The sequence below is a fragment of the Azospirillum sp. OGB3 genome (assembly GCF_014192915.1).
In the GTDB taxonomy this organism is placed as follows: Bacteria; Pseudomonadota; Alphaproteobacteria; order Azospirillales; family Azospirillaceae; genus Azospirillum.
Window position 1 is genome coordinate 114,714 of record NZ_JACHYN010000012.1, and the last position, 22,095, is coordinate 136,808.

Here is a 22,095-nt window from a genome sequence, read left to right on the forward strand (position 1 = left end):
TGTTCGTGTCGCGAATCTTTCGGATTGTCCTTCCATGCCGCTGAACACGGTGTCCCGTCAGCAACCGATGACTCTGCGCGGGTACCTGCTGAGGCTTGTGCTCGTGACGTTGGTGCCGATGCTCCTGCTCGGCGGCATGCTCATCGGCTGGCTGGTGCAGCAGCAGCGGGAGGCCGTCGAAGACAACATGGCCGACACGGCGGAGACGCTGACCCTGATCGTCGACCGGGAACTGGGGGCGACCATCGAGGCGCTGCGGGGGCTGTCCCGCACGGACGCTCTGGCCGACGACGATCCCGCCGGCTTCTATGAACGGGCGACGCTGGCTCTGACCCAGCATCCGTCCTGGACCAACATCGCGCTGATCGAGCCGTCCGGGCGGCAGATCGTCAACACGGTGGTCCGGCTCGGCGAGACCCTGCCGGACGTGCCCCAGCGCGACGCACTGCAGCGGCTGATCGTAAGCCATGAGCCCGTCGTGTCCGATCTGGTCGTCGCGACGGCGGCGGAGCGGCCGACGATCGCCGTGATGGTGCCGGTGCTGCGCGACGGCCGCCTGCGCTACGTCCTGTCCGCGGTGGTCGACCCGCGGACCTGGAGCACATTGTTGGAGGGGTTCGAGACGCGGTCCGGCCTGATCGCCGCGATCATCGACGGCCGCAACCGCATCGCCGCCCACTCGCGCAAGCATGCGGAATATCTGGGGCGGACGGTGCCGGACTGGTTCCTGGCGGCGCGCGGGACGGCGGAGTCCGGCAATTACCGCGGCGCCACGCTGGACGGGGTGGAGATCATCGGTGCCTTCCACCGCACGCAGCAGGCCGACTGGACCCTGGTCGCCGCGACGCCGACGGAGGCCGTGCTCAACCCCCTGAACCGCACGGTGATGCTGGCCCTGGGACTGGGGCTGATCCTGCTGGGCGTGTCGCTGGCCTCGGCGGCGGTCTTCGCGCGGCGGCTCGCCCACCCCGTCCGCGAGCTGGCCGCCCATGGCGGCAACCTGATGGCGGGGCAGGCCATCCGCTATGACGGCGGTGTGCCGGTGCGCGAGATCGACGAGCTGCACCGCATCCTGGCCGAGGCCAGCGCCGCGCTGGTCGGCGCCAGCGAATCCGCCGCCCATGCTGAGGCCCGCTACCGTTCCATCGTCGACACGGCGGTCGACGCCATCGTGGTCATCGACCGGGCCGGCATCCTGCACGGCTTCAACCGCGCCGCCGAGCGGATCTTCGGCTACGCCGCGGAGGAGGTGATGGGCCGCAACGTCAGCATGCTGATGCCCGATCCCGACCGCAGCGCCCATGACGGTTATCTGGAGCGCTACCACCGTACGGGGGAGCGGCGCATCATCGGCATCGGGCGCGAGGTGACGGGCCAGCGCAAAGACGGGTCGGTGTTCCCGCTGGAGCTGTCGGTCGCCGAATGGAAGGCCGACGGCGAGGTGCGCTTCACCGGCATCGTGCGCGACATCACCGCCCGCCGAACGGCGGCGGAGGCCTTGCTCGCCGCCAAGGAGGCGGCGGAGCAGGCGATGGAGCGCGCCCTGACCGCGGCGGACGAGGCCCGGCGGGAAAAGACCCGCGCCGAGAAGGCGGAGCGGGCGAAGACCCAGTTCCTGGCGGCGGCCAGCCACGACCTGCGTCAGCCCGTGCAGTCGCTCTACTTCTTCGCGCAGGTGCTGGGCGATAAGCTGCACGGCCACCCCGGCCACGAGCTGGTGGCGAGCATGGGCCACTCGCTGGACGCTCTGAAGCTCCTGCTCGACGGTCTGCTCGATGTGTCGCGGCTCGACGCCGGTGCGGTGGAACCCAGCGTCACCGAATGCGCGGTCGGGCCGCTGCTCGACCGGCTGGCGGCGGAATACGGGCCGCAAGCGGAGGGGCAGGGGCTGCGCCTGCGGGTCGTGCCGACCTCGCTGTGGGCGCGCACCGATCCGATGCTGCTGGAGCGCATCCTGCGCAACCTGATCGAAAACGCGTTGCGCTACACCGAGCGGGGCGGTGTCGTGGTCGGCTGCCGACGCCGCAGCGGCGCCCTGCGCATCGAGGTGGCCGACAGCGGCATCGGCGTCCCGGAAGAATTGCAGCAGGCCGTCTTCGAGGAGTTCTTCCAGATCGGCAACCAGGAGCGCGACCGGGCCAAGGGGCTGGGCCTCGGCCTCGCCATCGTGAAGCGGCTGGCCGGGCTGCTCGGCCACACGGTCACCCTGAACTCGCGGCCCGGACGGGGCAGCGTCTTCTCGGTGGAGCTTCCCTCCGTGCGCGCCCGCGCCATCCTGCGCCGCAACGGGCCGGACCGCGCCAACGACGATGGGCAGGGCCTGGTGGTGGTCATCGACGACGAGGCCATCGTGCTGCTCAGCCTCCGCACCCTGCTGGAGCAGTGGGGCTACGAGGTGGTGGCCGCCGTGTCGGCGGAGGAGGCGGTGGACCTGCTGCACGGGCTGGGCCGCCTGCCGGACCTCATCATCGCCGACTACCGCCTGCGCGAGGGGCGGACGGGGGTGGAGGCGATCCGCGACATCCACGGCGTCTGCGGCGTGCGCATCCCCGCCGTGGTGCTGACCGGCGACACCGCGCCCGAACGCATCACCGAAATCCGCGGCGCCGGCTTCCGCCTCGTCCACAAGCCGATCACCCCGAACATCCTGCGCGAATTGCTGAAGCCCGCGGCCTGATCCTGGACGGCCTGATTCTGGGTGGCCCGACGGCGAAAGGCCGGTTTTTGACCCTGGCCGCCCCGCGGCCGGGTCTTTAGTTTTTCCGCCTCCTTGGGGAAGTGCCTCCTTGGGCAAGAGGGAGACGGGACATGAACTGGAGCAAGGGCCTGTGGCGGGGCTGGCTGGCCGCCGCCCTGCTGTGGGGGGCGGCGGTGACCGCCTTCGCCGCCGCCGATCTGCAGGGGCGCCATCCTTTCGCCGGTCTCTACGCCTATTCGGAGACGCGGGACGCCTTCCTGCCGCAGCACTACGCCGCCGACGAGGCGGTGGTGGAGGATGGGGTGAGGCGGGGCGTCGTGGCGCGGACGGACTTCCCCGACGGCACCAGCCTTGCCGCCCCGCCAGGTCTCGGCGAGGAGCGCGTGCGGCGGATCGCCGAGCGTTTCTGGGCGGAGCGCTGGACGCGCCGGGCCGAGGTTCTGTGGCCCTGGGGCCTGCGCGCCGCCGTGCCGCCGCTTCTTCTTCTGCTGTCCGGCGGGCTTGCCTTGTGGATCGCCCGCGGCTTCCGCAAGCCGGCCGAGCCTGCGGAGACGGAGCGGCAAGAGAAGGCGGTGCCGGAGACGGCGGCCGGCGAGGAGACGCCGAAGGCGGCCTTCAACACGCGGTCGGCCGGCGGACTGCCGCCCTTCATCCGCTCGCTGGGGCCGGACCCCAAGCGCCGCCGCGTGCTGGGGGCGGGACGGTGAAGGCGACGCAAGACATGATCCCGCGTCGTTCGGGCGACGGGCGCCCAACGTCGCGGTAACCCGCGGCGACGGGCAAGCATCCCTGACGGTCGGCATCCCGAAGGCACAAAGGAACAGGAACCCCGGCATTGGGTTGATGGTGGCGGAGCCGCGTCCACGACGCGCGAATGTTCTCCAGGCTGCGCGTTTGTCCGTCCGTCCGGGCGTTCGGGCCGTTCATCATCACGGCGACGTGCGGCGCAAGGCGCTGCCAGCGGGCCAGACCAAGAGGAGACCTGGGTGTCGAAGCCGACCAAGACGGACAAGATCCTGACCGGAATTCCAGAATTCGACCTGATCCTGCGGGGTGGGCTGCCGCGCGCGCGGCTTCATCTTCTGGAAGGCGCGCCGGGGACCGGCAAGACGACCATCGCGCTTCAATTCCTGCTGAAGGGTCTGGGCGATGGCAAGCGCGGCCTCTACGTGACCCTGTCGGAAACCGAGACGGAGCTGCGCGCCTCGGCCAAGAGCCACGGCTGGTCGCTGGACGGCATCGGCATCTTCGAACTCGTCCCGCTGGAGGCCCAGCTCGACCGCCAGCAGAGCGTGCTCTACCCATCCGAGGTCGAACTGGGCGAAACCATGCGCCTGATCACCGAGCGGATCGAGGCCGAGAAGCCGGACCTCGTGGTGATCGATTCGCTGTCCGAGTTGCGGCTGCTCGCCCAGGACCAGCTCCGCTACCGGCGGCAGATCCTGGCGCTGAAGCAGTTCCTGCAGGGGCGGCAGTGCACCACCCTGGCGCTGGACGACCTGACCAGCCAGACCGGGTCCATGGAACTGCACAGCCTGATGCACGGCGTGGTCAGCCTGGAGCAGATCGAGCGCTCCTACGGCGCGGCGCGGCGGCGCCTGCGCATCGCCAAGATGCGCGGCTCCGAATATCAGAGCGGCTGGCACGATTTCGCCATCACGCCGGGCAACGTGCTGATCTTCCCCAGCCTGATCGCCGACGAGCACAAGGCGGAGTTCGAGCCGACCTCGGTGTCCAGCAGCCTGGGCGGGCTGGACGAGCTGATGGGCGGCGGGCTGACGCGCGGCACCACGACGATGCTCGTCGGCCCGTCGGGCGTCGGAAAATCGTCCATCGCCCTGCAATATGTCGCGGCGGCGGTGCGCCGGGGCGAGCACACCGCCTATTTCTCCTTCGACGAGTCCTTCGAAACCCTGTCGCTGCGCAGCACCGCGCTCGGCATCGACATCGAGGAGGCGGTGCGCAAGGGCGAGCTGGGCTGGGAGCGTGCGAACCCGTCGCGCCTCTCGCCGGGCCAGTTCGTCTGGCAGGTCCGTCGCCAGGTTGAGGACCAGAAGGCGCGCGTCGTGGTGATCGACAGCCTGAACTCCTACCTCAGCACCATGCCGGAGGAGCAGGCGCTCATCCTGCAGATGCACGAGCTGCTGACCTACCTGAACAACCAGGGCGTCGTGACCATCCTCATCCTGGCCCAGCAGGGGATCGTCGGCGACATCCAGAATCCGGTGGACCTGTCCTTCATGAGCGACACGGTGGTCCTGCTGCGCTTCTTCGAGGCGGCGGGGGAGGTGCGCAAGGCGATCTCGGTGGTCAAGAAGCGCACCGGGGTCCATGAGCTGGCGATCCGCGAATTCCGGCTGTTCCCCGACGGCATGCAGGTCGGCCCGCAGCTTCTGGAATTCCAGGGCGTGCTCACCGGCGTGCCCAGCTATGGCGGGTCGGCGGACCCGCTGTTGCGCGGGCAGCGCGAGACGGGCTGACCGCAGCGCATGGACGCCCCGATCCTCGTGTTCGCCCCGCACGGCCGGGACGCGGAGGTCATCCGCCTCGTGCTGGACGAGGTTGGCGTGATCACCGAGGCCTGCGCCGATCTGCCCGCCCTTTGCAGCGGCCTGACGAAGAACATCACGGCCCTGATTCTGTCCGAAGGCGCGCTTTTGCGGTCAGGGATGGAGCCTCTGGTCGCGTGCCTGGACGCCCAGCCGCCCTGGTCGGACCTTCCCGTCCTGGTGATCACGGCGCGCGGCAACCGGTCGGCCAGCAAGGCGCGGTGGGCGCAGTTCCAGCGGCTCGGCAACGTCACGCTGCTTGACCCGCCCTTGCACGCCGAGGCCTTGCAGAGCGCGGTGCAGTCTGCGCTGCGCGCCCGCCAGCGCCAGTACCGCACCCGCGCGCTGCTGACCGACATCGAGCAGGCCAACGACGAGCTGGAAGGCCGGGTGGCCGAGCGCACGCAGTCCCTGAAGGCCGAGATGCGGGAGCGCCGGAAGGCCGAGGAGGCGTTGCAGCAGGCGCAGAAGATGGAGGCGGTCGGCCAGCTCACCGGCGGCATCGCCCACGACTTCAACAACCTGCTGCAGGTCATGCTCGGCAACCTGCATCTGCTGCAAGGCGCGCTGTCCGCCGAGGAGCCGCTGCTGCGGCACGTCGCCATGGCCATCACGGCGGGCGACCGCGCCGCGGCGCTCACCCGGCATCTTCTGGCCTTCGCCCGGCGCCAGCCGCTGACGCCGCGCAGCCTGGACCTGAACACCCTGGCCACCGCGATGAGCGGCCTGATCCAGCAATCCGTCGGCGAGTCGATCCGGGTGGAGACAGTGCTGGCCGACGGGCTCTGGCGGACCTGGGCGGACGCAAACCAAGTCGAAAGCGCCCTGCTCAACCTCGCCATCAACGCCCGCGACGCCATGCCGGACGGCGGGCTCCTTCGTGTCGAGACGAGCAACACCGTTCTGGAGGAGACTGTCTCCGACGCGCAGGGCGACATCCTTCCCGGCCGCTACGTCCTGCTCCGCATCACCGATACCGGAAGCGGGATGCCGCCGGACGTGCTGGAGCGGGCCTTCGAACCCTTCTTCACGACGAAGCCGATCGGCCAGGGCACCGGCCTCGGGCTGAGCCAGCTCTACGGCTTCGCCCGTCAATCGGGCGGGCACGCGGCCATCCGGTCGCAGCCCGGCCAGGGCACCACCGTCAGCCTGTACCTGCCGCAGCACGATGGTGTGGACGGCGCCGACGCGCCGTCCGATGCTGCGGAGGCGGAGCCGCAGGACCCGTCCCGCAACGATGAAACCATCCTGGTGGTCGAGGACGAGGCCCTCGTCCTCATGCTGTGGGTCGAGGCGCTGGAGGGGCAGGGATACCACGTCCTGCAGGCCCCCGAACCCGAGGCGGCGATCGCGATCCTGGAGTCCGACGCGGCGATCGACCTCCTGGTCACCGACGTCGGCCTGCCCGGCATGACCGGCCGCGATCTGGCGGCCCTGGCGCGGCGCCTTCGCCCCGGGCTGAGGGTGCTGTTCGTGACCGGCTACGCCCATTACGCGGCTCTCGAACCGGACAGCCTGGGAACGGGCACGCGGATGCTCAGCAAGCCGGTCGGCGTGGACACCCTGCAGAGCACCGTCCGTTGTCTGCTGGACGGAGATTCGGCCTGACGTTGCGGCGGGCAAACCGGGGCAATTGCATCTGACATTCCCTCTTCCCTTCGGGGAGAGGGCTAGGAAGGCAAAGCGCGATTGCGCTGGCGCGTGAACGGCGGCAACTCGACAAGCTCCATCCACATCGCCTACAACCGGTCATCCGTCCTGTGGGTGGAATGGAAACCGGATTGAACGGGGCAACGTCAGCACGGCCATCGGCCCCCCCTCTCCGTTTCGCGGAGCAGGACGGGGCGAGCGGGCATCGCGAGGAAGGCGGTGCCGCGCTTGCGGCGCGTCTGCGCCTGTCCCGCCGGCCTCTCTCCCGCTGGAGATCCCGGATCGCCGCGACGCTGGCCACCGTCCTTCTGCTGATCCTGGTCCAGGTGCCGGGGCAGGCGGTCGCCATGCTCTCCGCCGGTCTGGCGCAGTCCTTCTGGGCGGCGTCGATGTGCGGCCCGGACGGGGCATCGGATCGGATGCCCGCCGCGCCCGACCAGCCGAAGCACGACCTGGAGCATTGCCTGGGCTGCCAGCTCGGCTGCGCGCCGCCGGCCATGCTGACCCCGGCGGACGTCGCCGTTCCGCCGCCGCGCCTGTCAGGGGCGCTGGGCGCGCTTCCGCTCCGCGCCCGCAAGCTCCGCCGCCGCAGCGTGTTCTGCCCGAACGCCCGTGCCCCGCCGATGACGCGTCCTGCCCTGTCCACCTGATCTCCAAGGCATTCGTTTTTGCAGGACTTCGTCATCATGAAGAAGCACGCCCTCCTTCTCGCCGCGCTGGTCGCCCTGACCGCCGGCCCCGTCCTGGCCCATGGTTTCAAGGCCGGGCCGGTCGACATCGAGCATCCCTGGGCGCGCGCCACGGCGCCGTCGGCCCCGAACGGCTCGGCCTACATGGTGCTGAGCACCCACGGCCCGGACAGCGACCGCCTGCTGTCGGCCAGCACGCCGGTCGCCGACAAGGCGGAGCTGCACACCCACCTGATGGACAACGGCGTGATGAAAATGCGCCAGGTCGACGCCATCGAGGTGTCGCCCGGCTCGCCGACCGCGCTGCAGCCCGGCGGCCTGCACGTCATGCTGTTCGGCCTGAAGCAGCCGCTTGCTCCGGGGAAGGCGTTCCCGCTGACCCTGACCTTCGAGAAGGCCGGGCCGGTGACCGTTCAGGTGGACGTGCAGAGCGCCGGGTCCGCCGCCCCGTCCCATGGTGGCGCCGGCGGGCCGCAGGCCGGTGGCACGCAGCACAAGCACTGACGGATATGCGCCACGCCGGCCGTTGGAAAGGGACCGGCGTGGCCGCAACCGCAGGTCGGTACTGATATACCAGCATCGCATTTGACCGTCCGGCCCCATGGGCGCAGGGTGTGGCACGCCGGTCCGGCAGAAGGCCGGCGCGCCACAGGAAGGAACCGCCCCGCCCATGAGCGCCGCCCGATGACCGCCACCGAAAAGGCCCTGTCCGCCAGTTCCTCCGGGCGGGCGGGCATCGCCTGGATGCTGCTCACCACGCTTCTGTTCGTGACGCAGGACGCGACGCTCCGCTTTCTGGTGCAGACCTACCCCTTCGCGGAGGTCGCCTGGGCGCGCTTCGCCGTGCATCTGGCCATCGCCTTCGTCGTGGTGGCGGTGAACTCCCCCAGCCATCTGATCGCCCAGCGCCCGGGCATTCAAATTCTCCGCTCCACCTTGCTGGCGGTGCTGACGCTGCTGGTGGCGGTGTCCTACAAGACGCTGCCCTTCGTGGACGTGGCGGCCATCGCCAACGTGGCGCCGGTCCTCGTCACCGTCCTGTCGGTTCCGCTCCTCAAGGAGAAGGTCGGCTGGCGGCGCTCCCTGGGGGTGCTCGGCGGCTTCATCGGGGCGATGATCATCATCGGCCCGGCCAGCCTCGTCTTCCAGTGGGCGATCCTGCTGCCGCTGGCCGCCGCGCTGTGCAACGCGCTCTACCAGATCGTCACGCGGCTGCTGCGCGGCGGCGATTCAACGTTGACGACCTTCTTCTACACCAGCATGGCCGGGACGGTGCTCTGCGGCCTTCTGCTGCCCTTCGGCTGGGTGACGCCGGACCTGACGGGGGCGGCGCTGATGATCATGCTCGGCGTGCTGGGAGCGTGCAGCCATTACTGCCTGATCCGCGCCTACACGGTGGCGGACGCGGCGACGGTGGCGCCTTTCGGCTACACGACGCTGATCTGGGCGGTGCTCTACGGCCTGCTGGTTTTCGGGGAGTCCCCCAGCGCCTCGACCCTCGCCGGCGGTCTGGTGATCGTCGCCAGCGGCATCTACATCTTCCACCGCGAGCAGGTGCGGGCGCGCGAGGCCGCGGCGAAAAGCGCGGCCGAGGGACCCTGAGCGGTCCCCTTTCTCCCATGACTTCCCTATGCCGGAGGCACGTACACAGGACGTTCAGGTACCCGAAATATCACGGGCCGTACGCGTCGAACTGTAACATGCTCCGCGTACCGTACGCCGGTCGGTGAGGGCCGGCGTTTTTTCCATCCACCAGCAACGAGAACAGCAATGAACGGACTGCCCAAGCAGACGTGGCGCTGCCGCGTTGCCGAACTGTTGAGCGATCCCGTGGTCCAGGCCGTGTTGCGCCGCGACCGCCTGACCCACGAGCAGGTTCTGGCACAGCTCACCCCCATTGCCGAGCACCTGCGCCGCAACACTCCCCCCGAGCGAACCGCAAGGCGGCTTCCGCGCGAAGCCTTCTGACCCTTCCCAGACTGACCCTTCCCAGAGAAAAGGCCGCCCGGTGGAACGGGCGGCCTTCTTCTTGAGTCCCGACAGGATCAGCCGGCGATCTCGAACTTGATCCCCTGGGCCAGCGGCAGGGAGCGGGAGTAGTTCACCGTGGCCGTCTGGCGGCGCATGTAGCCCTTCCAGGCGTCGGACCCGGACTCGCGCCCGCCGCCCGTCTCCTTCTCGCCGCCGAAGGCGCCGCCGATTTCCGCGCCCGACGGGCCGATGTTGACGTTGGCGATGCCGCAGTCGCTGCCCGACGCCGACAGGAAGCTTTCGGCCTCTCGGATGTCGGTGGTGAAGATGCAAGAGGACAGGCCCTGCGGCACCGCGTTCTGCAGCGCGATGGCCTCCTCCAGCGTCTCGTAGGTCAGGACGTAGAGGATCGGGGCGAAGGTCTCGTGGCGGACGATGTCGGTCTGGCCCGGCATCTCGACGATGGCCGGCTGCACGTACCAGGCGTCCTGATACTGATCCGCCAGGGCGCGGTCGCCGCCGGTCACCACGCCGCCGTCGGCCTTGGCCTGCTCCAGCGCGCGCTGCATGCCCTCATAGGCGCCCTTGTCGTTGAGCGGGCCGACCAGCACGCCGGACTCCAGCGGGTTGCCGATGGGAACCGAGGCGTAGGCGGCCTTGAGGCGCGGCAGCAGCGTGTCGCGCACGTCCTTGTGGACGATCAGGCGGCGCAGCGTGGTGCAGCGCTGGCCGCAGGTGCCCACCGCCGAGAAGACGATGGCGCGCACCGCCATGTCGAGGTCGGCCGACGGCGCCACGATCATCGCGTTGTTGCCGCCCAGCTCCAGGATCGGGCGGGCGAAGCGCTCCGCCACCTTCAGCGCGACCTCGCGGCCCATGCGGGTCGAGCCGGTGGCCGACACGATGGGGACCAGCGGGCTGGCGACCAGCGCCTCGCCGACGTCGCGGCCGCCGTTGACGACCTGCAGCAGGTCCGCCGGGGCGTCGCCGAAGCGGGCCACCGCGCGCTCGAAGATGCGCTGGCAGGCCAGCGCGGTCAGCGGGGTCTTCTCCGACGGCTTCCAGATCACCGGGTCGCCGCAGACCAGAGCCAGGGCGGCGTTCCAGGCCCAAACCGCGACCGGGAAGTTGAAGGCCGAGATCACCGCGCAGGGGCCCATCGGGTGCCAGGTCTCGCGCATCGCGTGGCCCGGACGCTCCGACGCGATGGTCAGGCCGTAGAGCTGGCGGGACAGGCCGACCGCGAAGTCGCAGATGTCGATCATCTCCTGGACCTCGCCCAAGCCCTCCTGGACGATCTTGCCCATCTCCAGCGTGACGAGACGGCCGAGGTCCTCCTTGGCGTCGCGCAGCTCCTCGCCCAGCAGGCGGACCAGCTCGCCGCGGCGCGGCGCCGGGACGGAGCGCCACGCCTCGAAGGCGCGCTGGGCGCGGGCGGCCACCTCCGGAATCTCCGACGCCGGGGTGACCGGCGCCACGCCCAGCGCGGCGCCGTCGATGGGCGAGCGGACGGACAGGCCGGCCCCGTCGGCGGGAAGCTCAAGGCCGAGGCGGGAGAGAAGGTCGCGGTGCTGCATGGAAAAGGTCCTCGGTGTAAGGCAACCGGTGGAGAGTTAGCGCTGGCGCCCGGCGGCGCGGATGTCGGACAGGCTGCGGTTCGGCGTCAGGGCCTCGGGGTCGAGCTTGACGTGCAGGATGGCCGGCCGACCGGCGGCGCGGGCGCGCTCGAAGGCCGGGGCGAACTCCTCCGTCCGCTCCACCGTCTCGCCATGGCCGCCATAGGCGCGGGCGAGCGCGGCGAAGTCCGGGTTGGTCAGGGCGGTGCCGGACACGCGGCCCGGATAATCCCGCTCCTGGTGCATGCGGATGGTGCCGTACATGCCGTTGTCGATGACCAGCACGATGAGGTTGGCGCCCTCCTGCACGGCGGTGCCGAACTCCAGACCGGTCATCTGGAAGCAGCCGTCGCCGGCGAAGCAGACCACGTCCCGCTCCGGGTGGAGCAGCTTGGCCGCGACGGCGGCGGGCAGGCCGTAGCCCATCGAGCCGCAGACCGGCGCCGCCTGCGTGCCGAACCGGCGGAAGCGCCAGAAGCGGTGGATCCAGGTGGCGTAGTTGCCGGCGCCGTTGGTCAGGATGGCGTCGTCGGGCAGGGTGTCGCGCAGCCAGGACATGACGGCGCCCATCTGGACTTCGCCGGGAATGGTGGCCGGCGGCTCGCTCCAGGCGGTGTAGGCGGCGTGCGCGGCCTCGGCCTGACCGGCCCAGGCGGGGGAGGCCGGCGCCTCCAGCCCGGCGACGGCGTCGAGGAAGCCCCCCGGCGTGGCGTTGATGGCGAGGTCGGGGTTGTAGACTCGGCCCAGCTCCTCCGCCCCCGGATGGACGTGGATCAGCGTCTTGCCGGTCTCCGGGATGCCGAGCAGCCCGTAGCTCTGCGACGGCACCTCCGAGAAGCGGCCGCCGAGCAGCAGAATGACGTCGGCGTCCTTCACCAGGGCGACCAGCTTCGGGTTGATGCCCAGCCCGATGTCGCCCGCGTAGTTCGGGTGCGTGTGGTCGAACAGCATCTGGCGGCGGAAGGTGACGGCCACCGGGAGCGCGAAGGTCTCGGCGAAGACGTGCAGCGAGGCCACCGCGTCCTCGGTCCAGCGCGACCCGCCGGCGATCACCAGCGGGCGCTTCGCCCCGGCGAGCAGGCGCCCGACCTCGGCGACCTGGGCGGGGGTGGGGGCGCTGTCCACCGGCTGGGCCGGGCGGGCGGCGGCGACGTCCGCCGTCTCCACCAGCATGTCCTCCGGCAGCACCAGGACGACCGGGCCGGGGCGGCCGGCGAGCGCGGTGTGGAAGGCGCGGCTGACCATCTCCGGCACGCGGTCGGCGCTGTCGATCTCGGCGACCCACTTGGCCATGCCGCCGAACATGAGGGTGTAGTCGACCTCCTGGAAGGCGTCGCGCCCGCGCATGCCGCGCTCGATCTGGCCGATGAACAGGATCATCGGGGTGGAGTCCTGCTGCGCCACATGGACGCCCGGCGCGGCGTTGGTGGCGCCGGGGCCGCGGGTGACGAAGCAGATGCCCGGCCGGCCGGTCAGCTTGCCCTCGGCCTCCGCCATCATGGCCGCACCGCTCTCGTGGCGGGCGTTGATCGTGCGGATCGGGGAGTCGTGCAGCGCGTCCAGCACGGCGAGGTAGCTTTCGCCCGGCACGCAGAACACGCGCTCGACGCCCTGCGCCTCCAGCGCATCGACGATCAACTGGCCTCCGGTCTTGCCATTGGTCTGCATGGCGCGCTCGTTCCTCGGCTGGGCGTTCAAATCCTCCTCAATCTGGCGGCAGGCTCCGCCCCGCGCAACCGACTTTCTTTCCCCGGGTCATGAGCTATAGTCATGACCCATGGGTCTGCAACGCCGTCTCCTCCCCTCCATGAGCGCGCTCTCCGCCTTCGAGGCGGCGGCGCGCACCGGCAGCTTCACCGCCGCGGCGCAGGAGCTGGCGCTGACCCAGGGCGCCGTCAGCCGGCAGATCAAGGCGCTGGAGGACCAGCTCGGTGTTCCGCTGTTCGTGCGCCGCGACCAGCGCGTCAGCCTGACCCCGGCCGGCGAATCCTACGCGGCGGAGGTGCGGGAGGCGCTGCACCGCGTGGGCGCGGCCACGCTCCGGGTCATGACCGCGCCGCAGGGGGGCGTGCTGAAGCTGGCCGTCCTGCCGACCTTCGGCACGCGCTGGCTGGTGCCGCGCCTCCCCGCCTTCCAGGCGGCGCACCCGCAGGTCATCATCCATTTCATGACGAAGATGGAGCCTTTCGACTTCCGCTCGGAGGATCTGGACGCCGCCATCCATTTCGGCGCCGCCGACTGGCCTGGCGCCGTCTGCGAGCGGCTGATGGAGGAGGAGGTTCTGCCGCTCTGCGCCCCGTCCTTCCTGGCCGCCCATCCTATCCGGGAGTCGGGAGACCTCGTGGCGCTGCCCCTGCTGCACACCACCAGCCGCCCGGAGGCGTGGCGGGACTGGTTCGCCGCCCAGGGCATCGAGCGGCACGAGGGCGCCGGCATGTTTTTCGAGCAGTTTTCCACCACCGCCCAGGCGGCGATCACCGGGCTGGGGGTGGCGCTGCTGCCGACCCTGCTGGTCCAGGCGGAGATGCGGGACGGGTCGCTGGTCCCGGCGCTCGACCGGCCCTACCGCAACCCGGACCGCGCCTATCACCTCGTCCACCCGCCGTCACGGGCCCATCACCCGCCGCTGGTGGCGTTCCGGGAATGGCTGCTGGGGGCCTGCGAGGCGGCGGACGGGGTCGCCGTCGCGCGCCCCGGCAACGGCCCGTGAGGTGACGCCGAAGCCTTTGAGAAGACGGAGAAAATCCCTCCCCGACCGATCGGGGGAGGGGAGCGGGCCGGGCCGGGGCGTCTTCGTCAGGGCAGACAGGCCCTCTTCGTATGACGTTTTTGCTGCAAATTCATGACGCCCGGCGTTAAGAGGAAACGGCAGAACCGACCGAGAGAACCGTTTCCATGCTGCTGCTGCGCGCCATCCGCTCCATGATGCCCAAGGAAGAGCGGGTCATTGAGCAATTCATCGAGCAGGCCCGCCACATCGTCGACGCCGCGGCCGCCCTGGAAGCCGTCATGCAAGCCGGTCCGGAGGAGCGCGCCGACCGCACCGCCACGCTGAAGCGGATCGAGAAGGACGCCGACCGCGTCGCCAAGGACGCCGGGCGAGGGCTGCACCGCGCCTTCATCACCCCCTTCGACCGGTCGGAGATCCAGGCGCTCATCAACGCGCTCGACGACTGCATCGACCTGATGGACGAGGTTCCGCGCCTCGCCGCGCTCTACGGCATCGAGACCTTCGACGACCGGATGATGCGCATGGCGGCGATCGGCCGCCGTCAGGCCGCCCTGCTGTCCGAGGTCATGCCGCTGCTGACCAAAATCTCCGTCCACGCCGACCGCATCCTGCACATCTGCGGCCAGATCTCCGACCTGGAGGACGAGGCCGACGAGATCCTGCGCGACGCCATGAAGTCCCTGATCGCCGAGCGTCCGGAGATGATCGACTTCCTGGGCCGCCGCGAGGTCTACGAGCTGCTGGAAGCCGTCACCGACCGTTGCGACGACGTGGGCGACCTCATCGAAGGCATCACCCTGGATCAGGCGTAAGGGCGGTTCTCACCCACGGGCGGGGGAGCGAAAGCCGCTCCTCGCTTGCATCCGGCTCAGACCTGGGCCATGCCGCCGTCGGCGAACAACTCCACGCCGTTGACGAAGCTGCTGTCGTCGGACGCCAGGAAGACGGCGGCTTTGGCGATTTCGTCGGGATCGCCGACGCGGCCCAGCGGCACCTGCGCCGCCAGATAATCAACCAGCCCCTGCTGCTGCGCCGCGTCCGGACCGGCCAGCTCGACCAGACCCGGCGTGTGGACCGGGCCGGGGCTGAGCGTGTTGACTCGGATGCCGCGGTCCTTCAGGTCGAGGATCCAGCTGCGGGCGAAGTTGCGCACCGCCGCCTTGCTGGCGCTGTAGACGCTGAAGGCCGCCGTGCCCATGCTGCCGGCGGTGGACCCGGCGAGGATCACCGACGCGCCCCGGCCGAGCAGCGGCAGCGCCTTCTGCACGGTGAACAGCACGCCCTTCACATTGCGGTTGAACGTGTCCTCATACTGCTCTTCGGTGATGGCGCCCAGCGGCAGCATGCCGCCACCGCCGGCGTTGGCATACAGCACGTCGAGGCGGCCCGCCTCGCTCCGGATCTGGGCATAGAGCCGGTCGAGGTCGGCCAGATTGGCGGAGTCGGCCTGGACCCCCGTCGCCGTACCGCCGGCGTCCTGGATCGCCGCGACCGCGGCCTCCAGTTCGGATGGGCGGCGGCCGGTGAGATAGACGGTCGCACCTTCGGCGGCGAAGCGCTTGGCCGCGGCGAGGCCGATGCCGCTGGTGGCGCCGGTGACGAGGGCGATCTTGCCGTCGAGCTTGCGTGACATCGGAAGTCTCCTTGGGATTGGGTTGTTCGCTGGAGACAAAGCTATCGACGGCGGACACACATCGAAATAGAAACGACTGAAAACCATCGTTGCAGGATTGGCGATGTCAAAGCTGCCGGATTTCGAAGGCTTGGCGATGTTCGCCAAGGTGGTGGAGGAGCGCTCCTTCGCCGGGGCGGCCCGCGCCATGGGGGTGTCGGTCGCCACGGTGTCGCGCGCGGTCGGCCGGCTGGAGGAGCGGTTGGGCGGACGGCTGTTCAACCGCACCTCGCGCCGGCTGGCCTTGACCGATTTCGGCCATTCCCTGGCCGAGCGCGCGATGCGCCTTTATGACGAGGCGGAGGCGGCTGAGAGCGCGGCCCGCGAACTGTCCAGCCGCCCGCGCGGCCTGATCCGTCTGGCGGTGCCGATGTCGTTCGGGCTGCGCTGGGTGGCGCCCCTTCTGCCGGACTTCTTCCGTCTCTATCCGGAGATTTCCATCGACCTGCATCTGAGCGACGCGACCGTCGATCTGGTGGGGGAGGGCTTCGACGCCGCGCTGCGGATCGCCGTGCTGCCGGACAGCTCGCTGGTGGCCCGGCGACTGTGCCCCATCGCTCCCGTCGTCCTTGCCGCCCCCAGCTACATCGCCCGCCATGGCCTGCCCCGGCATCCCGGTGACCTGAAGGACCACCATTGCCTGGGCTACGCCTACCGGCGGCGCCAGGACATCTGGCATTTCACCAACGGCGCCGGTGAGGAGGAGAGCGTGACGCCGTCCGGCCCGCTGCGCGTCACCAACGCCGACGCCCTGGTGCCGATGCTGCTGGAGGGCTTGGCGATCGCCGAACTGCCAGAGTTCATGGCCGCGGAGCATCTGGCGGACGGGCGGCTGACCGCCATCCTGACCGACTGGTCGCTGCCGAAAGGCGGGCTCTACTTCGTCACCCCGTCGGCCCGCACGCGCCCGGCGAAGGTCGGGGCGCTGGCCGACTTCCTGGTCGAGCGCCTGTCGGAGCCGGTATGGCGGCGGTCCATCGACACGGACAAGGTCTAACACGTTCCGGTTATGGTTAACGGTACATAAACCAATTCACGGCTAATTTCGAAGCATCGCCGCTCCGATCCCGAGAGATTGCCGCCGTGAAGCTGCGCCTCGTCACCGCCGCCGCCCTTTGCGCCTTCCTCGCGATCCCCGGGGGCATGACCACCGGACGGAGCGCACTGGCCGCAGGCGACTCCACCCCCTATGGCCACAGCACGGAGGCGGAGGAGGTCGACCGCTTCCTGCGGGCCTTGCGCACCATCCGTGGCCAGTATGTCGAGCCGCTGACCGACCGCGAGCTGGTGGACATCGCCATCAAGGCGATGGCCGGGCGGGACCGCTACTCCGCTTATCTGGACGACGGCGAATACCGGCAGTTGCAGGCGTCGAACGACGGCGCCTTCGCCGGGCTGGGCATCCGCTACGAGGCCCACGGCACCCGCGTCCGCATCGCCGAAACCGTTCCCGAATCCCCCGCCGAGGCCGCCGGTCTGCGTTCCGGCGACGTGATCCTGGCGGTGGACCAGCAGCCGGTGGGCGGAGCGGAACTGGCGACCGTCAAGCAGATGCTGAGCGGGCCGGAAGGGGCGGCGGTGTCGCTGACCGTCCTGCGCGCCGGGACGCCGGACCCCTTCGAGGTCAGCGTGGTCCGCGGCAAGCTGCGCGTCCCCTCGGTCCGGCTGGGCGCCGTCGGGACGGTGGGCTACATCCGCATCGCCCGTTTCGACCGCCAGACCGCCACCGGGGTCAGCACGGCCATCCGCTCGCTGCGCGACCGGATCGGGCCGGACATCGGCGGCTTCATCATCGACCTGCGCGACAACCCGGGCGGGCTGGTGCAGGCGAGCGTCCGCGTCGCCGACTCCTTTTTGGACAAGGGAACGATCCTGACCGCCCGCAGCCCCGGGCGCGGAGCGGACAAGACCTACACCGCCACGCCGGGCGACGAGACGGACGGACTGCCGCTGGTGGTGCTGGTCAACGCGAAATCTGCCTCGGCGGCGGAGATCCTGACCGGGGCGCTGAAGGACCACCGGCGCGCGACGGTGATCGGCACGACGACCTTCGGCAAGGGGATCATCCAGAGCGTCATCCCCTTCGACAGCGGGGCGCTGAAGCTGACGACGGCGCGCTACTACACGCCGTCGGGCCAGTCGATCCACCAGATCGGCATCCAGCCCGACGAAACCATCGCCGAGCCGGCCGCTGCGGAGGACGGGTCGTCCGCCCCGGTAGCCGGGGGAATTCCCAACGCGGCCAACGATCAGGTCTTTGCCCGCGCGCTGTCCATTCTTCGTCCCCCGTCAACTCTTCGTCCCCAGTCAGCGGGGCTCCGCTGACGGATCAGAAGATCACCTCGCCGGCCAGCAGGGCGAGGACCAGGAAGACCAGGAAGATGATCAGCGCGATCCCGAAGAGGATTTTCGCGACTCCCGCGGTGGCCGACGACACGTTGGTGAAGCCGAGCGCGCCGGCGACCAGAGACACCACGAAAAAGATCAACGCCCATTTCAGCATGGACCGCTCCTGCGTTTCCCGAAACCGGCCGGCTCGTCCGGCAGGGTAGGAACCTCGCGGACCGCTGCGGGTTCCCGCGGCGGCCGGTCCGCCCCTCCCTATTCGTCAGGGTCCGGAATTCCGCAGGATGGCCGCTCCGTTGCGGGTTACCACCCGGTGCCGGAGCGGTTCGGCAGGGATTGGCGGGTCATACCCTGGTCCATCCCGGACTCGTTGGGCGACCGCGTGCGGCTTTGCGGCTCGCTCACGCCGGACCCGCTGTAGGGGCCGGGGCTGGAGCTGGTGGCGTTCGGGTTGACGTTCGGCTCGTCCACGCCCTGGCTGCCGGACATGCCGCCGCCCGTGAGGCCGCTGCCGGAGCCACCGCTGTTCATCCCGCTGCTGCCCGTTCCGCTGCCGTCCATGCCCGAACAGGCGGCCAGAAGCATCGCGGCCGACGCCGCGATCATCAGATTGCGCATGTCGCACTCCCTACGTTGATGTCTTGAAGGTACAGCCCTTCTCAACGGACCCCGTCCGGGAGGGTTCCGATTTTAGGAGCGCGGGCACCCAAGGGTGTTTCAGCGTCCGGCGGCTTGGCGGCGCAGGGTCTTCAATTCGTCGAAGCGGGCGCTGACGTCGCGCATGACCGCCGCCATCCCCAGCATCGCGCCGTCCGCGTCCTTCAGCGGCACGATGGTGAACTCCACCGAGATGCGCGTTCCGTCCTTGCGCGTGGCCGGCACCGACAGCAGGTCGCCGCTGCCGTAACGGCTCTCCCCCGTCTTCATCACCTGATCGTAGCCGTCCCAATGGCGTTGGCGCTGGCGGTCCGGAATGATGATGTCCAGCGACTGGCCGAGCGCCTCGTCGGCGGTGAAGCCGAACACGCGCTCCGCCCCCGCGTTCCAGAAGCGGATGATGCCCTCGCGGTCGGAGTAGGCGATGGCCTCGGCCGGGCTGTTCAGCAGAGCCAGCCCAAGCCGTTGCAGATCGTTCTCGGTCATGAGTTTCCCCTTCGTCCCTGTGTTTCAGTCAAATGTCCAGAACCAGGCGTGCGCTGCGGGCGCGCGACACGCAGATCATCATCGTCTTGCCGGCGGCGCGCTCGGCGTCGGACAGGACGCTGTCGCGATGGTCGGGCTCCCCCTCCAGCACCGCCGTCTCGCAGGTGCCGCAGATTCCCTGCTCGCACGAGGAGTCGACGCGAACGCCCGCGGCGTCGAGCGCGTCCAGCACGCTCACCCCCTCCTTCACCACGACGGTCACGTTGGAGCGGGCGCAGACGACCTCGAAGCGATCGTCCGGCGCCGCGTCACGCCCGGCATCCGCGCGCGGCGCGAACCACTCGAACCGCACGTCCTGCGACGGCCGCGCCGCATCCGCGACCGCGTCCATCAAGCGCTGCGGGCCGCAGCAATAGATCAGGGCATCGTCGGGCGTCGCCGCGAGCAGGTCGGCCACCGCCAGCCGCCGGCCTTCGTCCGCGGCATGAACCACCACCGCGCCGTTGCCCAGCGCGCGAAGCTCGGCAAGGAACGGCGCCTCGGCCGCGCTGCGCACGCAATAATGCAGGACCCAGTCGGCTCCCCGGCGCGCCGCCTCGCGGATCATCGGCAGCAGGGGCGTGATGCCGATGCCCCCGGCGATGAACACATAGCGCGGGGCGGCGTCGAAGCGGAAGTTGTTGCGGGGCGGAGCGACGGTGACGGCGGTGCCGAGCCGCAATTCCCCGTGGATGAAGCGCGATCCCCGCCCGCCCGGCAGATTCAGCACGGCGATCCGATAGGCGGAGCGGTCCGCCGGGTCGCCGCACAAGGAGTAGGAGCGCACCGCCCCGTCGGGCAGATGCACGTCGATGTGCGCGCCCGGCTCGTAGGGCGGCAAGTCCTCGCCCTCCAGGTCGCGCAGTTCCACCAGCAGCACCTGCGGTGCGACCCGCTCCATATGATGGACGCGCAGCGACCGCGTCGTTGCCGGCGACCGCTGCGCATTCTCCCTGAGACCGGTTGTCGTCATTCCTTCGCCCGCCCGGGTGGTTGCTCCATCCTGCACCTCGACCTGCGTCCGGACGTCCGTCGTGCGGCGCGTCTCTGGCATGCCAGATACATTCATGCCACTCTAGAACCTCAAGTTAACTTGAGGTCAAGGGCTAAGAACGTCCTGCCGTTCGGGGAACCGTCCCGGCTCCGCTCGGTTGCCGAGGGGTAAAGCGACTTCATCACGACCGTTTGCGACGGAGACTCCCTCATGGCGAGCACGGCTTCCGACATCCTGGTGGATGTCCTGGTGGATTGGGGTGTGGACACGATCTTCGGCATGCCCGGCGACGGCATCAACGGCATCGTCGAGGCGTTGCGCCGCCGCCAGGACGAGATCCGCTTCATCCAGGTCCGTCACGAGGAGGCGGCGGCCTTCGCCGCCTGCGGCTACGCCAAGTTCACCGGGAGGCTGGGCGTGTGCATCGCCACCTCCGGCCCCGGGGGGCTGCATCTGCTGAACGGTCTCTACGACGCCAAGCTCGACCACCAGCCGGTGCTGGCGATCACCGGGCTGCAATACCACGACCTCGTCGGCACCTACACCCAGCAGGATGTGGAGCTGGACAAGGTGTTCCAGGACGTCGCGCTCTACAACCAGCGCATCATGGGGGCGGCGCATGTCCGCAACATCGCCAACCTGGCCTGCCGCACCGCGCTCGCCCACCGCGGCGTGTCGCACATCACCATCCCCGTCGATCTGCAGGAGCAGGGCATCGGCGCCGACATGCGGGCGCCGCGCAACGTGAAGGGCCACAACACCGCCCTGTTCGCCCCACAGCTTCCCGTCCCGTCGGAGGCGCAGACCCGCCGCGCCGTGGAGATCCTCGACGCCGGCAAGCGCGTCGTCATCCTGGCCGGCCAGGGCGCGCTGAGGGCGACCGACCAGCTCGAACGGCTGGCCGACAAGCTGGGGGCGGTGATCGTCAAGGCGCTGCTGGGCAAGGCCGCGGTGCCGGACGACAGCCCCTTCACCACCGGACAGGTCGGTCTGCTCGGCACCGCCCCCTCTCAGGAGGCGCTGGAGACCTGCGACACGCTGCTGATCGCCGGATCGACCTTCCCCTACATCGAGTATTACCCGAAGCCGGGGCAGGCCCGCGCCATCCAGATCGATATCGACGCGGCGCGCATCGGCCTGCGCTACCCGGTGGAGGCCGGGCTGGTCGGCGACTGCGGGCTGGCGCTGGACATCCTGACCGAGCGGGTGCGGCGGCACGAGGACCGCTCCTTCCTGAAGACGGCGCAGGCGGGCAAGGCGGAGTGGATGAAGCTGATGGAGGAGCGCGGCACCCGCCCCGACCTGCCGATGAAGCCGCAGGTCGTCGCGTGGGAGCTGGGCAAGCGCCTGTCCGACACGGCCATCGTCGCCTGCGACAGCGGCACAATCGCCACCTGGTGGGCGCGGCAGATTCCGGCGCGGCGCGGCCAGATGCACTCCCTGTCCGGCAACCTCGCCACCATGGCGCCGGGCGTCCCCTACGCCATCGCGGCGCAGCTCGCCCATCCCGGACGGCAGGTGATCGCCTATGTCGGGGACGGCGGCTTTTCCATGCTGATGGCCGACTTCGCCACGGCGGTGAAGTACAAGCTGCCGATCAAGGTCATCATCAACAACAACAACTCGCTCGGCCAGATCAAGTGGGAGCAGATCGCCATGCTCGGCAACCCCGAGTATGTCTGTGATCTCCAGCCCATCGACTTCGCCAAGGTGGCGGAGGCCTGCGGCGGCCGGGGCTTCACCATCACCGACCCGAAGGACTGCGGCGCCACGCTGGACGCCGCCCTCGCCCATCCCGGACCGGTGGTGGTGGACTGCCTCGTCGACACCAACGAGCCGCCGATGCCGCCGAAGGTCCAGGCCAAGCAGGCCCTGCACTTCACCGAGGCGCTGGCCCGCGGCACCCCCGACGCCCTGAAGATCGCCGCCACCGTCTTCAAGGGCCGTGCCCGCGAGGTGATCTGAGGCGCGGACCGGCGGGGAAGGAGGGGCACCCG

At 69.9% G+C, this 22,095-nt stretch carries 20 protein-coding genes; 13 read left to right on the top strand and 7 right to left on the bottom strand.

Annotation, left to right across the window (positions count from 1 at the left end; genetic code table 11):
• Window positions 1-34 precede the first annotated feature (34 nt).
• The 8 genes from FHW79_RS21995 to FHW79_RS22030 all read left to right on the top strand — a co-directional run bounded on the left by FHW79_RS21995 (window position 35) and on the right by FHW79_RS22030 (window position 9,554).
• A complete protein-coding gene (locus tag FHW79_RS21995) occupies window positions 35-2,677 on the top strand; it encodes a PAS domain S-box protein (RefSeq protein WP_183180888.1) in 2,643 nt (880 codons plus the stop codon).
• Between the two features lie 131 nt (window positions 2,678-2,808).
• Complete coding sequence (locus FHW79_RS22000) at window positions 2,809-3,405, top strand: hypothetical protein (protein ID WP_183180889.1); 597 nt, start codon at window positions 2,809-2,811, stop codon at window positions 3,403-3,405.
• Between the two features lie 279 nt (window positions 3,406-3,684).
• The gene (locus tag FHW79_RS22005; RefSeq protein ID WP_183180890.1) at window positions 3,685-5,178 is read left to right on the top strand and encodes an ATPase domain-containing protein; all 1,494 of its coding nucleotides are present in this window, start codon (window positions 3,685-3,687) and stop codon (window positions 5,176-5,178) included.
• 9 nt (window positions 5,179-5,187) lie between these two features.
• A complete protein-coding gene (locus tag FHW79_RS22010; RefSeq protein WP_183180891.1) occupies window positions 5,188-6,855 on the top strand; it encodes an ATP-binding protein in 1,668 nt (555 codons plus the stop codon).
• 173 nt (window positions 6,856-7,028) lie between these two features.
• Window positions 7,029-7,547, top strand: coding sequence for a DUF2946 family protein (locus FHW79_RS22015; protein WP_247884532.1), 519 nt, complete (start codon window positions 7,029-7,031; stop codon window positions 7,545-7,547).
• A gap of 36 nt (window positions 7,548-7,583) precedes the next feature.
• Window positions 7,584-8,090 (top strand): copper chaperone PCu(A)C, encoded by a 507-nt coding sequence (locus FHW79_RS22020; protein WP_183180893.1) that lies wholly within the window; start codon window positions 7,584-7,586, stop codon window positions 8,088-8,090.
• A gap of 180 nt (window positions 8,091-8,270) precedes the next feature.
• Window positions 8,271-9,188, top strand: coding sequence for a DMT family transporter (locus FHW79_RS22025; RefSeq protein ID WP_183180894.1), 918 nt, complete (start codon window positions 8,271-8,273; stop codon window positions 9,186-9,188).
• 168 nt (window positions 9,189-9,356) lie between these two features.
• Window positions 9,357-9,554 carry a hypothetical protein gene (locus tag FHW79_RS22030; protein WP_183180895.1) on the top strand — a complete coding sequence of 66 codons (198 nt, stop codon included), beginning with the start codon at window positions 9,357-9,359 and terminating at the stop codon, window positions 9,552-9,554.
• A 77-nt stretch (window positions 9,555-9,631) separates the two neighbouring features.
• On the opposite strand, the gene FHW79_RS22035 is transcribed toward FHW79_RS22030, so the two are convergent.
• Complete coding sequence (locus FHW79_RS22035) at window positions 9,632-11,134, bottom strand: aldehyde dehydrogenase family protein (RefSeq protein WP_183180896.1); 1,503 nt, start codon at window positions 11,132-11,134, stop codon at window positions 9,632-9,634.
• Between the two features lie 36 nt (window positions 11,135-11,170).
• A complete protein-coding gene (locus FHW79_RS22040) occupies window positions 11,171-12,841 on the bottom strand; it encodes a thiamine pyrophosphate-binding protein (RefSeq protein WP_183180897.1) in 1,671 nt (556 codons plus the stop codon).
• Between the two features lie 109 nt (window positions 12,842-12,950).
• Between FHW79_RS22040 and gcvA the strand changes: the two genes are divergently transcribed.
• Window positions 12,951-13,883 carry a transcriptional regulator GcvA gene (gcvA, locus tag FHW79_RS22045; RefSeq protein ID WP_183180898.1) on the top strand — a complete coding sequence of 311 codons (933 nt, stop codon included), beginning with the start codon at window positions 12,951-12,953 and terminating at the stop codon, window positions 13,881-13,883.
• A 185-nt stretch (window positions 13,884-14,068) separates the two neighbouring features.
• Complete coding sequence (locus FHW79_RS22050) at window positions 14,069-14,716, top strand: DUF47 family protein (protein WP_035682258.1); 648 nt, start codon at window positions 14,069-14,071, stop codon at window positions 14,714-14,716.
• A 56-nt stretch (window positions 14,717-14,772) separates the two neighbouring features.
• On the opposite strand, the gene FHW79_RS22055 is transcribed toward FHW79_RS22050, so the two are convergent.
• The gene (locus FHW79_RS22055; RefSeq protein ID WP_183180899.1) at window positions 14,773-15,537 is read right to left on the bottom strand and encodes an SDR family oxidoreductase; all 765 of its coding nucleotides are present in this window, start codon (window positions 15,535-15,537) and stop codon (window positions 14,773-14,775) included.
• Window positions 15,538-15,640: 103 nt separating this feature from the next.
• On the opposite strand from FHW79_RS22055, the gene FHW79_RS22060 reads away from it, so the two are divergent.
• Entirely contained in the window at window positions 15,641-16,573 is a 933-nt protein-coding gene (locus tag FHW79_RS22060) for a LysR family transcriptional regulator (RefSeq protein ID WP_183180900.1), read from the top strand.
• A gap of 86 nt (window positions 16,574-16,659) precedes the next feature.
• Window positions 16,660-17,901, top strand: coding sequence for a S41 family peptidase (locus FHW79_RS22065; RefSeq protein WP_183180901.1), 1,242 nt, complete (start codon window positions 16,660-16,662; stop codon window positions 17,899-17,901).
• 4 nt (window positions 17,902-17,905) lie between these two features.
• Here the strand turns inward: FHW79_RS22065 and FHW79_RS22070 are convergent, their stop codons facing one another.
• From FHW79_RS22070 to FHW79_RS22085, 4 genes are all read right to left on the bottom strand, one after another.
• Window positions 17,906-18,079, bottom strand: a complete 174-nt coding sequence (locus FHW79_RS22070; RefSeq protein WP_014199667.1) for a DUF1328 domain-containing protein — start codon at window positions 18,077-18,079, stop codon at window positions 17,906-17,908.
• 146 nt (window positions 18,080-18,225) lie between these two features.
• Window positions 18,226-18,540, bottom strand: coding sequence for a hypothetical protein (locus tag FHW79_RS22075; RefSeq protein WP_183180902.1), 315 nt, complete (start codon window positions 18,538-18,540; stop codon window positions 18,226-18,228).
• A gap of 99 nt (window positions 18,541-18,639) precedes the next feature.
• A complete protein-coding gene (locus FHW79_RS22080; RefSeq protein ID WP_183180903.1) occupies window positions 18,640-19,065 on the bottom strand; it encodes a PAS domain S-box protein in 426 nt (141 codons plus the stop codon).
• Between the two features lie 28 nt (window positions 19,066-19,093).
• Complete coding sequence (locus tag FHW79_RS22085; protein WP_247884533.1) at window positions 19,094-20,077, bottom strand: PDR/VanB family oxidoreductase; 984 nt, start codon at window positions 20,075-20,077, stop codon at window positions 19,094-19,096.
• A 231-nt stretch (window positions 20,078-20,308) separates the two neighbouring features.
• Between FHW79_RS22085 and FHW79_RS22090 the strand changes: the two genes are divergently transcribed.
• Entirely contained in the window at window positions 20,309-22,063 is a 1,755-nt protein-coding gene (locus tag FHW79_RS22090; protein ID WP_183180904.1) for a thiamine pyrophosphate-dependent enzyme, read from the top strand.
• The last annotated feature ends 32 nt before the right edge of the window (window positions 22,064-22,095 follow it).

Bases quoted from the DNA above. Each gene is read 5' to 3' on its own strand.
- FHW79_RS21995 (WP_183180888.1), top strand. From the start codon at position 35: ATGCCGCTGAACACGGTGTCCCGTCAGCAACCGATGACTCTGCGCGGG.
- FHW79_RS22000 (WP_183180889.1), top strand. From the start codon at position 2,809: ATGAACTGGAGCAAGGGCCTGTGGCGGGGCTGGCTGGCCGCCGCCCTG.
- FHW79_RS22010 (WP_183180891.1), top strand. From the start codon at position 5,188: ATGGACGCCCCGATCCTCGTGTTCGCCCCGCACGGCCGGGACGCGGAG.
- FHW79_RS22020 (WP_183180893.1), top strand. From the start codon at position 7,584: ATGAAGAAGCACGCCCTCCTTCTCGCCGCGCTGGTCGCCCTGACCGCC.
- FHW79_RS22025 (WP_183180894.1), top strand. From the start codon at position 8,271: ATGACCGCCACCGAAAAGGCCCTGTCCGCCAGTTCCTCCGGGCGGGCG.
- FHW79_RS22030 (WP_183180895.1), top strand. From the start codon at position 9,357: ATGAACGGACTGCCCAAGCAGACGTGGCGCTGCCGCGTTGCCGAACTG.
- FHW79_RS22035 (WP_183180896.1), bottom strand. From the start codon at position 11,134: ATGCAGCACCGCGACCTTCTCTCCCGCCTCGGCCTTGAGCTTCCCGCC.
- FHW79_RS22040 (WP_183180897.1), bottom strand. From the start codon at position 12,841: ATGCAGACCAATGGCAAGACCGGAGGCCAGTTGATCGTCGATGCGCTG.
- gcvA (WP_183180898.1), top strand. From the start codon at position 12,951: ATGGGTCTGCAACGCCGTCTCCTCCCCTCCATGAGCGCGCTCTCCGCC.
- FHW79_RS22050 (WP_035682258.1), top strand. From the start codon at position 14,069: ATGCTGCTGCTGCGCGCCATCCGCTCCATGATGCCCAAGGAAGAGCGG.
- FHW79_RS22055 (WP_183180899.1), bottom strand. From the start codon at position 15,537: ATGTCACGCAAGCTCGACGGCAAGATCGCCCTCGTCACCGGCGCCACC.
- FHW79_RS22060 (WP_183180900.1), top strand. From the start codon at position 15,641: ATGTCAAAGCTGCCGGATTTCGAAGGCTTGGCGATGTTCGCCAAGGTG.
- FHW79_RS22070 (WP_014199667.1), bottom strand. From the start codon at position 18,079: ATGCTGAAATGGGCGTTGATCTTTTTCGTGGTGTCTCTGGTCGCCGGC.
- FHW79_RS22075 (WP_183180902.1), bottom strand. From the start codon at position 18,540: ATGCGCAATCTGATGATCGCGGCGTCGGCCGCGATGCTTCTGGCCGCC.
- FHW79_RS22080 (WP_183180903.1), bottom strand. From the start codon at position 19,065: ATGACCGAGAACGATCTGCAACGGCTTGGGCTGGCTCTGCTGAACAGC.
- FHW79_RS22085 (WP_247884533.1), bottom strand. From the start codon at position 20,077: ATGACGACAACCGGTCTCAGGGAGAATGCGCAGCGGTCGCCGGCAACG.
- FHW79_RS22090 (WP_183180904.1), top strand. From the start codon at position 20,309: ATGGCGAGCACGGCTTCCGACATCCTGGTGGATGTCCTGGTGGATTGG.